Genomic DNA, 12150 nt, shown 5'->3' on the forward strand with positions numbered 1-12150 from the left:
CGGGCCGGGCAACAGCTTTCCTTCGCCCCCTCCGGCCCTGCCCTCCCCCAAGGTCTCGGCTTCACTCGGCCAGGGGGACCCCATCGTCCCTGGAACTCCGCCCCGGACCCCGTTCCTCGAACGCCGGAGGAGCCGAGTTCTCCTGTGGCACGGGGCTCAGCCCCGTGCCACCATCGCCTCGATCCCCGCGATCAACAGCTCCAGCGCGAACGCGAAGTCCCGCTCCCGCATCTCCGACACGGTGTCCCCGCCCCGCGCCTCCATGAGATCCGCCGCACTCTCGAAGTGCGCCGCGAACCGCGGCTGTTCGCCGATGGTGCTCATGGCCTGCCGGAAGTACTCGTCCTGCGACGTCTCCGCCGAGGCGCACCGCTGCACGAAGTGCCCCTCGATCGTCCCGAACCCGTACACGAACTGGAACACCGCCGACATCGCCCCCATCTGCCCGTGCGCCGGCATCCCGGTGTTCCGGATCACCTCCTGCACGCGCAACGAGAACGCCATGGAGGACGGCCCGATGTTCAGGAAGTTCCCGATCAGTGTCGACACCCACGGGTGGCGCACCAGCAGCGCCCGGTACCCGACGGCCAGCGCCCGCAGCTCATCCCGCCAGCCTTCCCCCGACTCGGCGTCCGGCAGCTCCAGTTCACCGAAGACGGCGTCGAGCGCGAGCTCCAGCAGATCGTCCTTGGTGTCCACGTACCAGTACACGGACATCGCCGTGACGTTCAGCTCCGCCGCCAGCCGCCGCATGGAGAACTTCGCCAGACCCTCCGCGTCCAGCAACCGCACCGTGGCCTCCGTGATCCGCTCCCGGTCGAGCCCGGACGGCTGGCCACCGCCCCGGGAGGCCCCGCCACGGGGTGCCTTGCCCTCCAGCCAGACACTGGTCCGCGCCGGTCGCTTCGCCCTGTCGGCTGCCCTCACCATGGCGCACCCTCCTCGGAACTCGAACCACGGAGCGGGCGGAACTCCCCGGTCCACCCTCCTCGATGATGCCAAGCGGGCACTCCCCGGAGAACCACGCGGGGGACCCCGGGCGCCCTCACACGGACATCGCCACCGCGGAGTCTGCCCCTTCCGTCCGCCGCGGCAACGCCACCGCAAGGAGCGCGTCGGGGCAGCGGCGCCGCAAAAGGGCGGTGGCCCGGAGCGAACGCTCCGGGCCACCGCCCACCCACCGGACCACGGCCCACCCACCGCACCACGGTCCGCGTACGGGATCACCGCCCGCCTGCGGAACCCGCGGCCGGCTGCCGGTCAGCTGCTGCTCGTCGGCTGTGTCAGGTCGTAGAAGGTTGCCGAACCCACCGTCACCTTCTTGAAGTTGGCCGTGACCCAGGAGCTGATCTGCGAGGAACTGGACGTGGTGCCGGAGGTTCCGCCACCGTCCGTGCCGCCGCCCATCCCGCCACCCATGCCGCCGCCCGAGATGAAGTAGTGGATCTTGCCGTCCGTCACGTACTTCTTGAACTGGGCGAGGGTCGGGGACGGATCGGTGCCGTTGAAGCCGCCGATCGCCATCACCGGCTTGCCGGTGGCCAGTTGGTAGCTCGCGGAGTTCTGGGAACCGACCGCGGCAGCCGCCCAGGTGTAGTCCTCGGCGTTCTTCGAGATCAGCGTCTTGGCCGCGGAGCCGACGGTCGCGCCGTTCAGCAGGCCGCCTGCACCGCCACCGCCGCCCATGCCGCCCTCACCCATGGCGCCGCCGGGCATGAAGCCCTGCTGGTTCTGGCCCCGGGTATTGCCGTTGCCCTGCTGGTTCTGGCCGGGGAAGCCACCGGCGCCGCCCGTCGGGGGCTGCCCCATGCCGCCGCCCTGCTGCCCGTTCTGCGTGGTGCCGTTGCCGTTCTGCTGGTTCTGGCCGCCGCCGGGGAACCCGCCCCGCATGCCACCGCCGCCGCCGGGACCACCGCCGCGGCCGCCCATCATGCTCGCCCCGGCCGGACCGGCCGTCACGATGGAACCGGTGTGCCCGGTGTTCACCGTGGAGAGCGTGTACGCCGTCGGACCCGCGACCGAGGCCACGAAGCTCAGCCCGACCGCCGCGAGGGCGAGTCGCCTGCCCAGCCTGCCCGCGAAGATCAGGCCGAGCGAGCCGACCAGACCGCCGACGAGGACCAGCCACTTGAGCCACGGAAGGTAGTCGGAGGTGCGGTTGAGGAGGACGTACCCCCAGACCGCGGCCGCGGTGACCGAACCGGCGAGGGTGAGCGACGCCCACGCCTTGCCCCGCTCCTCCCACAGCACCGTCGCGCCCATGCCGACCACGGCGGCGATGTAGGGGGCCAGGGCCACCGTGTAGTACTGGTGGAAGATGCCGGCCATGTAGCTGAAGACCAGCGTGGTCATCAGCAGCGCGCCGCCCCAGGCGAGGAAGGAGCCACGGACCAGGTCGGTCCGCTTCGCCTTCCGGGTGAGGACGATGCCGGCCACCAGCAGGATCAGGGCCGCCGGGAGCAGCCACGAGATCTGGCTGCCGATCTCGGAGTTGAACATCCGGTTCCAGCCGGTCTCACCCCACATCCCGGTGCCACCGCCGCCGCCACCGCCGCCGACACTGCCGGTCTCGTCGCCGTTGATACGGCCGAGGCCGTTGTAGCCGAAGGTCAGCTCCAGGAAGGAGTTGTTCTGCGAGCCGCCGATGTACGGGCGGGAGGACGCGGGCCACAGTTCGACGATCGCGACCCACCAGCCGCCGGCGACGACCATCGCGAGAGCCGAGAGGCCCAGCTGCGCGAACCGCTTCCGCAGCGCCACCGGCGCGCAGACCGCGTACAGCACGGCCAGCGGCGGCAGGATCAGGAAGGCCTGGAGCGTCTTGGCGAGGAAGGCGAGGCCGACCGCGACGCCCGCCCAGAGAAGCCACTTCGTGCGGCCGTCCTCCAGGCCGCGGATCACGCAGTAGACCGTGACGGTCATGAGCAGCGCGAGCATCGCGTCCGGGTTGTTGAACCGGAACATCAGCGCGGCGACGGGAGTGAGCGCGAGCACCGCGCCCGCGATCAGACCTGCCGCCGGGCTGAACCGGCGGCGTACGGCCGCGTACAGGACGCCGACCGTGGCCACGCCCATCAGAACCTCGGGAACGAGGATCGCCCAGGAGCTGAGACCGAAGATCCGTACCGACAGGGCCATCGGCCACAGCGAGGCCGGGGGCTTGTCGACGGTGATGGCGTTGGCCGAGTCGAGCGAGCCGAAGAAGAAGGCCTTCCAGCTCTGGCTGCCGGCCTGTACGGCCGCGGAGTAGAAGGAGTTGGCGTACCCGGAGGCGCTCAGGCCGTACAGGTACAGCACCGCGGTGGCGAGCAGCAGAGCGAGGAAGGCGGGGCGCGCCCAGCGCGGGTCCTCCGGCCGGCCTCTCCAGGCCCGCCGGAAGAAGGGCTGCTCGGGCTCACCGGCCCCGGGGGCGGCGACCGCGGGCGGGGCCTGCTCCGGGGGAGGCGTCGAGGCGGCCGGTCCCCAGGCGTGACCGGAGCCGCGGCTCGTACTCGTGCCGGCGCTCGTACCGGCGCTACCGGTGCTGGTACCGGTGCTGGTGTTGGTACCAGCACCGGTACCGGTACCGGTGCTCGTGTCGGGCTGCGTCGTCATCGCGCGTTCCTCGGGTCGTGATCGTGCGGGCGCACCGCCTGCAACTGCATGGTCGAATCCCGCCAGGAGCGGTCCGCGGCTTCACCGGCGCGGAACTGGGCTGTGTCGTACGGGGCCGTGTCGTACGGGGACGAGGGCGTCGCCGGGCGCTGCGGCAGCGGCGGATACGCGTCCGCTCCCTGCCGTACGGCCGTCGGGTGGACCGGCGGGGCCGGCTGGTGCGAGGCCGGCACCGGGGACGGCGCCGGTGTATCGCCCGGCCGGTCGGGGAAGACCCAGGCACGGAAGAGCAGGAAGCGCAGCACGGTCGCCGCGAGGTTGGCGGCGATGAGCACCGCCAGTTCGGTGGAGTGCGCGGGATCGCTCGTCCCCGCGTTCAGGGCGGCGAGGGAGCCGCTGGTCAGGGCGAGCCCGATACCGAAGACGACCAGGCCCTGCGCCTGGTGCCGGACGGCGCCGCCCCGGCCGCGTACGCCGAAGGTCAGCCGCCGGTTGGCCGCCGTGTTGGCGACCGCCGACACGAGCAGTGCGAGCGCGTTGGCGACCTGGGACCCGGAGAAGCTGCGGAAGCCGCTGTAGAGCAGCAGGTAGAAGAGTGTGGACAGGCCGCCCACGACACAGAAGCCGACGAGCTGGCGGGCCAGGCCCTTGGGTACGTCGGTCAGTTCGCGGTCGCGCGGGTCGTCCCCGAAGGGCCGGGCGAGCCGGTCGAGCGACAACGAGCCGGTGGCGAGAGCCCGTCCGACCCGCCACACCCCCTTGAGGTCGTCTGTCGCGGTCTTCACGATGTGGACGGTCGAGTCCGGGTCGTCGACCCAGTCGACCGGTACCTCGTGGATGCGCAGTCCGGCCCGCTCGGCCAGCACCAGCATCTCGGTGTCGAAGAACCAGCCGGTGTCCTCGATCAGGGGCAGCAGTACCTGGGCCACATCACGGCGGATCGCCTTGAAGCCGCACTGCGCGTCCGAGAATCGGGCCTGGAGCGAACCACGCAGGATCAGGTTGTACGTGCGGCTGATGAACTCCCGCTTGGCGCCCCGCACCACACGCGAGGAGCGGGACAGCCGCGAGCCGATCGCGAGGTCCGAGTGACCGGAGATCAGTGGGGCCACCAGCGGGAGCAGCGCGTTCAGATCGGTGGACAGGTCCACGTCCATGTACGCGAGGACCGGCGCGTCGGACGCCGACCACACGGTCCGCAGCGCCCGGCCGCGGCCTTTCTGCTCCAGCCGGAAGGACGTGACCTCCGGGATCTGTGCCGCCAGCCGCGCCGCCACCAGCGGGGTGGTGTCCGTGGACGCATTGTCCGCCACCGTGATGCGGAACGCGTACGGGAACGTGCGCTTGAGGTGCTCGTGCAGTCTGAGCACACATGGTTGGAGGTCCTTCTCCTCGTTGTAGACGGGGATCACTACGTCCAGGACAGGCGTACCGGCGTCTCCGGCCGGGAGGTGCTCCCGCGCCGGCAGGTTGCCGGGAGAAGAGTCGGTTCGCATGGGAACGACTCTGGTCAAGCGCCCTGTTGCACCCATGTGGTGGCGCTGTGCTGTGCCTGTGAGTGCGGTTGCCACGACGTTTCGAGGGCCATCGCGGGCAGATGCAGGGTGAACACGGTCCTGCCGGGGACGCTGTCCACGGTCACCGCGCCGCCGTGCGCGGCCGCGACGGCCTGCACGATGGCGAGCCCGAGACCGGTCGAGCCGGAGGAGCGCGAACGCGACGAGTCGCCTCGCGCGAACCGCTCGAAGACGCGGGGCAGCAGATCGGCCGGAATGCCCTGTCCGTCGTCCTGGACGTCCACGCACAGCCACGGCCCCTGCCGGTGCACCCGCGCGGTGACGGTCGTCCCCGGTGGGGTGTGCGTGCGCGCGTTCGCGAAGAGATTGACCATGACCTGCTGCAGGCGTGCGGCGTCCGCCGACACCAGCGCGGGCTCCTCGGGCAGTTCGAGCCGCCAGTTGTGATCACGCCCGGCGGCCCGCGCGTCGCTCACGGCGTCGATCACCAGGGGTACGAGGTCGGTCTGCTCGTACTGCAACGGCCGCCCGGCGTCGAGCCGCGCGAGCAGCAGCAGATCCTCCACGAGCAGCGTCATCCGGCCGGCCTCGGACTCGATCCGCCCGAGCGCGTGCCGGGTGTCGGGCCCGGTCTCCTCCCTGCCGCGTCTGGTCAGCTCGGCGTACCCGCGGATGGACGCGAGCGGCGTCCGCAGCTCATGACTGGCGTCCGCGACGAACTGCCGTACGCGCATCTCGCTCTGCTGCCGCGCGTGCAGCGCGCCGTGGATGTGGTCGAGCATGCGGTTCAGGGCCGCCCCGACCTGCCCGACCTCGGTGTGCGGATCGGACTCGGACTCCGAGACCCGCTCGTAGAGAGTGACCTCGCCGGTGTGCAGGGGGAGTTCGGAGACCCGGGTGGCGGTGGCGGCGACCTTGCGCAGGGGGCGCAGGGCGAGGCCGACGATCACGCTGCCCGCGATGGTGGCGGCGATGAGCCCGGCACCGGTGATACTCGCCTCGATGAGGATGAAGTTGTTGATCGTGTTGTCGACGGACTCGGTGGGCAGGGCGATGTAGTAGCTGCCGTGCGCACCGGTCACATACATGGCGTAGTAATCGCCCAGGCCGGGGATGTCCACGGTGTGCGCCTTGCCGTCCTCGGCGACGGAGGCGAGCGCTGCTTTCTGCGCGGTGGTGAGCGCGACGGCCCGATTTCGCGGGAATCCGTCACCGTCGCTGGCCCCGTCGGCGGAGACGACCGCCTTGGCGACTCCGCCGTCGGTGCCGACCTCGGCCGCTATGGTCTTCGTCTGTGTCGGGCCCATGGTGACGAAGGCGTGGAGCCGGTCCTCGCTGGACAAGCTGTCGGCGGAGCCCGCCGAACCGTCGCCACTCGGGTTGCCGGGATCCTGGCCCTCGTCGCCCGGGTTCGCGCCCCGCGGGTTTCCGAGGGGACCCGAGAGCCGTCGGCCGGCATCGGTGATCTGCGATTCCAGCTGCGTGTACAGATGCTGGCGCAGCGCGATGGTCGTCACCGTGCCGATCACGGCGCAGACCACGGCGATGAGCGCGACCGCCGAGACGACGAGCCGCGTCCGCAGGGTGCGCGGCTGTCGTCCTCGCCTCTTCTGCGCTCGTGGCCGTCGTCGTCCGCTCATGACACGGCGGGCTTGATCAGGTATCCGGCCCCACGCCGGGTGTGGATCATCGGCTCACGCCCGGCGTCGATCTTGCGCCGCAGATACGAGATGTAGAGCTCGACCACATTGGCCTGCCCACCGAAGTCGTACGACCACACACGGTCGAGTATCTGTGCCTTGCTCAGCACCCGGCGCGGATTGCGCATCAGGAAGCGGAGCAGCTCGAACTCGGTCGCGGTGAGGTGGATGTTGGCACCGCCCCGCGACACCTCGTGACTGTCCTCGTCCAGGGTGAGGTCCCCGACGACGAGCACCGACTCGGACCGCCGGTCGGCGGCGCCGGAACGCCGGATGAGACCGCGCAGTCGGGCCACGACCTCCTCCAGGCTGAACGGCTTGGTGACGTAGTCGTCGCCCCCGGCGGTGAGCCCCGCGATCCGGTCCTCGACCGCGTCCTTCGCCGTCAGGAACAGCACCGGGACATCGGGCAGCTCCCGGCGGAGCCGGCCCAGCACCGTCAGCCCGTCCATGTCCGGCAGCATCATGTCGAGAACGACGGCGTCGGGCCGGAACTCGCGCGCGGTCTGCACCGCGCCCGTCCCGTCGCCCGCGCTGCGGATCTGCCAGCCCTCGTAGCGGAGGGCCATGGACAGCAGCTCGGTGATCGACAGCTCGTCGTCCACCACAAGCACCCGGACGGGGCTCCCGTCCGGCCTCAGCAGTTCGGTGCGCCCCTGGGGCGAGGTCGTGGTCATAGCGGACACCTTGGTGGGCGCCGCTGAGAGCATCCTTTCGGCAACCTGTGAATTCCCTGAGAAACACACAGGTGTCTCTCAGGGAACTCCTGGGAAGATCACGCGGTTCCGGGCAGAGGCCCGGCGCCGGGGCTCCACGCCCCCTGCCGGGCCCTTCGCCTCGCCCCCGTCGACGTCAGCCGCGGCCTTCGAGGCCGAAGAGACGTGCGCCGTTCTCGAAGCAGACCGCCCGCAGCCAGTCGTCCCCCAGCTCGAGCCGTTCCAGCGCGCGCAGCTGGTGGACGTACGGGTACGGGATGTTCGGGAAGTCGGTGCCGAGGAGCACCCGGTCCCCGAGGTCCGCGAGCCTGGGCAGGAGTTCGGGCGGAAACGGCGCGAGCCGCTCGCTGAAGTCCGTGAACGCCATGGTCGTGTCGAGCCGCACCTCGTCGTAGCGCTCGGCGAGGCCGAGGAAGTCCTCGTACTCGGGCATCCCCATGTGCGCGAAGACGAACCGGAGCCGGGGATGCCGGCCGAGAACGGCCGCGACGGGTCCAGGCCCGGTGTGCTTGCCGGGTGAGGGTCCCGATCCGCAGTGGATCACGACAGGAATGCCCGCCTCGGCAAGCAACCCCCAGGCCGGATCGAGGAGTTCGTCCCCCGGGTCGTACGCCCCCACCTGCACATGCGCTTTGAAGACACGCGTACCCGACTCCACCGCCTCGCGCACGTACCGCTCGACGCCCGGCTCGGGGAAGAGGGTGGAGGTGTGCAGGCAGTCCGGGGTCCGGCGGGCGAAGTCGACGGCCCAGGTGTTGAGCCACTCGGCCATGCCGGCCTTGTGCGGGTAGAGCATCGCCGTGAAGGCGCGCACCCCGAACTGTCTGATCAGCTCCAGCCGTTCGTCCTCGTCCGCGCGATAGGTGATCGGCCACTCGACGCCTCCGGTGAGCTCACCGAGCCCGTCGAAGTAGTCCCAGACCTTGCGCAGCACCCGTTCGGGCATGAAGTGCGTGTGGACGTCGACGAGTCCGGGCAGCCCGAGCCCCTCCCAGAAGCCCCGCACTTCCCCTGCTTCGTCACGCACCACCTTGGCGTCCTCACCCCGTACCACCATGGCCTCCTCGCCCCGCGCCTCCCGCGCCTCCTGGGGCGCCCGGCTCCGCAGCCTGTCATGCATCTCCCCGGCGCCGGCCGCGCCCTCCCGTTCAGTCGCGGGCACGCTCGAACCCGTGGCTCCGCTCGACCTTGGCGATGTGCAGGGTGTACCGCTCGTACCACTCGGCCCGGCCGCGCCGCTGTGCCGCCCGGTGCTCGGCATGCGCACTCCACTCCTTGATGGCGTCCTCGTCCCGGAAGTACCCGACGGTGATGGCCAGTCCGCCCGGCGTCCGCGCGTGATCCATCCCCAGATAGCCCGGTATCTGCTCCACCAGCTCCTCCATCCGCTCGGCGGTCTCCCCGTACCCGGCGTCGTCCTCCATCCGTACGTAGGTGAACACGGCGACGTAGTAGGGCGGCTCATGGGCTGCGACAGGCGCTTGAGAGTGATCGCTCATGTCCGACACTCTCCTTCCGGCCGTCCCCCGTCGTCCAGCACCTTTCCGAACGGGATCCGAAAGGGATCGAAGTCTTGACCATGGGGGCCCCGCGCGGGCCGCCGTCTCAGCAGGCCCCGCCTCACCCTCCCGTCCCTCACCCGGCCCCGCTCAGAAGAGCCCGTCCTGAACACCGGCGTCCGGCGCCCGCGACTCCCGTACGGGAAAGGTGATTCCAGAGCCCCCGTCCCCGTCCCGGTCCTCGCCCCTCTCCCCGACGCCTGTCAGGTCCCACCCCGTCATCAGCCGGGTGTCGAGTACGACGACTCCGCGTCCGGTGAGGAGATGGAGATCGGGACCCGCGGCACCGCACAGCTCACCGCTGATCACGCCTCCCGCGACCAGTTCGCGCACGACCCCCTGCTCGGGAGGAAGTCCGGCCAGTCCGAACACGTCCGTGTGGTCGACGGGTTCGAAGGGCGCGCGCCGGAGCGACTCCGGCCAGCGGTCGAGATCCCCGACGCGGGCGTGCAGCTCCCGGATCTCGGCGACGCGCTCCTCGGGCCCCGGGAGTGCCGCCCGCACGGCCCGCTTGTCGGCGTACGGAATCCGGTCCGGCACCTTGAGCGCGGCCCGCAGCAACTCCTCGGCGCGGCGCGCCGCCATCAACGGCCCCTGCCCCAGCCAGCTGAAGGTGACGGCGCCCTGCTCGAGGAGACGCGTGGAACCCCGCTCGACCCGCGTGATCCCCACCTTCACCATGCCGGGCCCGAACCACGCGAGATACACGTGGTACGGCCGCGGATCATCGGCCAGCGTGTCGGCGGCCACGGAGTGCGCGCGGTCCAGCCGGGCGCACTCCTCGCACCGCCCGCCGGTACCGCGCGGCGACACGACGGCCCGCACGGGACACGCGTTCCCCCGCGCCCCGACGCAGGTCCGCACACCCCCGTCCACCACGCCGAACGCGACCCGCCGTCCCGGAGCCAGCGGACTCGCCCGCCCCCCGCCCCACTCCAGCACGGGCCCGTCCCCCGACCACCGCAACCCCGAACACACCCACACCCGCCGCACCCTCACAACAGTAGAGCCGGCCACTGACAAGCGCCCTGACCAGCCGGAACGCCTGGAGGGCCACCGGCGAACCAGCTGCACAGCACCCGCGGTCCCCACAGCCGAGCAGCCGAGTAATGGCAAGGACAGAAAACCCTCTTGGGAATGAGACCAAATGGCGGGAAAGTGCGACTTACAGGCGAACTTGCGAATTACTCACCGAATCCATGTCAACCGGCTGCCACACAGTCCAACGTTTCGGGCCGTCGTCGTCGTGCCGTTGACCGATAACGAGGACACAGGAGTCCACGTGGGCGACACCTCTCCGCCCGCCTTCCGCCGTCGGAGTGAATTCGGTTGATGGAAAATTCGCCGGCTCACCACCTCCCCCACCCTCTGGAGAGTCCACATCATCCACTTCGGAAGAATTTTCGGATGATCGGAAATATCAATCGAGTTCAGTAACGAATTGTTGCACCACCCGAATGAGAAAACGCAACCCACTCTCCCTCTTGGCGTCGCCGGAAGAACGTTCGTGCGTAATATGCCGCAGCAGGACAAGGCTTCCCGGGCAATCGGTAGGGCCCGGTACGCCACGGCCCCCCACAGAGAATGGCCCTCGATGAAGCTGAAAATCCCTCATGCGGCTCCCGGCCGCACTTTGTCCGGCTTGCTGGCCCCGGCCCTCGCCGCAACGGTTGCCGCCGCGATGGTCGTCCTGACGCCGACGCAGGCAAGCGCCATTACAACGCCCGTTCCTCTCGGTGCCGCCACCAGCTTCGCGGAACTGGGCGGCGCGGCGGTCACCAACACCGGTTCGTCGCTGATCAGCGGAGACGTCGGGGTGTCGCCCGGGACTTCGGTCACCGGGTTCTGTACACCTCCAGCGCCTGCAACCCCCGCACCTCCGCCGTGTGCCAACGTGATCAACGGCACCATCCACATCACGGACGGGCCGGCCAACAACGCCCATGCCGCACTGCAGAATGCGTACACCGTCGCCGCGGGTCGGACCCCCGTCGACGGCACCCTCGGCTCGGAACTCAGCGGAGCGGGCGGCCCGACTGGGCTGGCACCCGGCTTGTACGGCTTCGTCGACGGCGTGGTCACGAACTCGGGCACGCTCACACTGAACGGCGGCCCCGACTCCGTCTGGGTATTCCAGGTCCCCACCGGACTGACGCTGGCACCCAACAGCCGCATGCAGTTCACCGGCGGCGCCACGGCGTGCAATGTCTTCTGGCAGATCGGGAGTTCCGCCACCTTCCAGGCCAACTCCTTCTCCGTGGGCACCTTCATGGCCCACACCTCGATCACCATGACGAACGGAGCGACGGTCGAGGGCCGGGTGCTGGCCGGTGCCGTGGACGAGTCCGGGATCGTGACGATGGACACCAACACCATCACCCGGCCGACGTGCGCGACCAGCACCACCGGCGGTACGACGGCCGGCACCACCACCGGCGGTACGACGACCGGCACGACCACCAGCGGCGGGCTGCTCGGCGGCGGCCTGGTCAGCGGTGGCCTGGTCACCGGTGGCGTCCTGGGCGGACCCATTGTGGACGTCACGAGCGGCGGCACCTCGGGCAACACCGTCGGCAACACTGCCGGCAGCACCGAGGGCAACACGGCCGGCAGCACCGAAGGCAACACCGCCGGGAACACCGCCGGCAACACCGCCGGGAACACCGTCGGCGGGAGCACGGGTGGTGGACCCGAGCACGGCGGGAAGCACGAACGTCCGCACCACGGCGGCAAGCACGAACGTCCGCACCACGGCGGCAAGCACGAACGTCCGCACCACGGCGGCAAGCACGAAGAAGCCGACCACCACGGCGGAAAGTACGAAGGTTCGGACCACGGTGGGAAGTACGAAGGTTCGGACCACGGTGGGAAGCCGGACCAGGGGCATGGTGTCGCGCCCGAAAAGCCCGGCTACGGCAAGCAGCACGACGAGAACTACGGCTACGCCGACGTGCCCCACGGCCAAGAGGCGGACGCCCACTCCGAGGGCTACGAGGGCTAGAAGCACCGGAGCTGACCCGTTCGTCGGATGACGGCGCACGGCGGAATCCCCATCGGATCCGCC

At 70.3% G+C, this 12150-nt stretch carries 9 protein-coding genes; 1 reads left to right on the forward strand and 8 read right to left on the reverse strand.

The window, feature by feature from the left end; genetic code table 11:
- Positions 1-156 precede the first annotated feature (156 nt).
- From ACZ4N5_RS00560 to ACZ4N5_RS00595, 8 genes are all read right to left on the reverse strand, one after another.
- Positions 157-930 (reverse strand): TetR/AcrR family transcriptional regulator, encoded by a 774-nt coding sequence (locus ACZ4N5_RS00560; RefSeq protein WP_467754966.1) that lies wholly within the window; start codon positions 928-930, stop codon positions 157-159.
- 330 nt (positions 931-1260) lie between these two features.
- Positions 1261-3594, reverse strand: coding sequence for an ArnT family glycosyltransferase (locus ACZ4N5_RS00565; RefSeq protein ID WP_467754967.1), 2334 nt, complete (start codon positions 3592-3594; stop codon positions 1261-1263).
- Positions 3591-5090 carry a bifunctional glycosyltransferase family 2/GtrA family protein gene (locus tag ACZ4N5_RS00570; protein ID WP_467754968.1) on the reverse strand — a complete coding sequence of 500 codons (1500 nt, stop codon included), beginning with the start codon at positions 5088-5090 and terminating at the stop codon, positions 3591-3593. Before ACZ4N5_RS00570 ends, ACZ4N5_RS00565 begins: the two co-directional genes overlap by 4 nt.
- A 14-nt stretch (positions 5091-5104) precedes the next feature.
- Positions 5105-6751 (reverse strand): sensor histidine kinase, encoded by a 1647-nt coding sequence (locus ACZ4N5_RS00575; RefSeq protein WP_467754969.1) that lies wholly within the window; start codon positions 6749-6751, stop codon positions 5105-5107.
- Positions 6748-7488, reverse strand: coding sequence for a response regulator transcription factor (locus ACZ4N5_RS00580; protein ID WP_467754970.1), 741 nt, complete (start codon positions 7486-7488; stop codon positions 6748-6750). The genes ACZ4N5_RS00575 and ACZ4N5_RS00580 overlap by 4 nt, the downstream gene beginning before the upstream one ends.
- A 175-nt stretch (positions 7489-7663) precedes the next feature.
- Positions 7664-8584: an amidohydrolase family protein gene (locus ACZ4N5_RS00585; RefSeq protein WP_467755377.1), complete on the reverse strand. Its 921-nt coding sequence runs from the start codon at positions 8582-8584 to the stop codon at positions 7664-7666.
- Between the two features lie 91 nt (positions 8585-8675).
- Positions 8676-9026 (reverse strand): antibiotic biosynthesis monooxygenase family protein, encoded by a 351-nt coding sequence (locus ACZ4N5_RS00590; RefSeq protein WP_467754971.1) that lies wholly within the window; start codon positions 9024-9026, stop codon positions 8676-8678.
- Positions 9027-9176: 150 nt separating this feature from the next.
- Positions 9177-10079: a DUF2797 domain-containing protein gene (locus tag ACZ4N5_RS00595; RefSeq protein WP_467754972.1), complete on the reverse strand. Its 903-nt coding sequence runs from the start codon at positions 10077-10079 to the stop codon at positions 9177-9179.
- Positions 10080-10728: 649 nt separating this feature from the next.
- Here ACZ4N5_RS00595 and ACZ4N5_RS00600 point away from each other — a divergent pair.
- The gene (locus ACZ4N5_RS00600; protein ID WP_467754973.1) at positions 10729-12087 is read left to right on the forward strand and encodes an ice-binding family protein; all 1359 of its coding nucleotides are present in this window, start codon (positions 10729-10731) and stop codon (positions 12085-12087) included.
- Positions 12088-12150 lie beyond the last annotated feature (63 nt).

This window comes from Streptomyces sp. NPDC026500 (assembly GCF_055567635.1).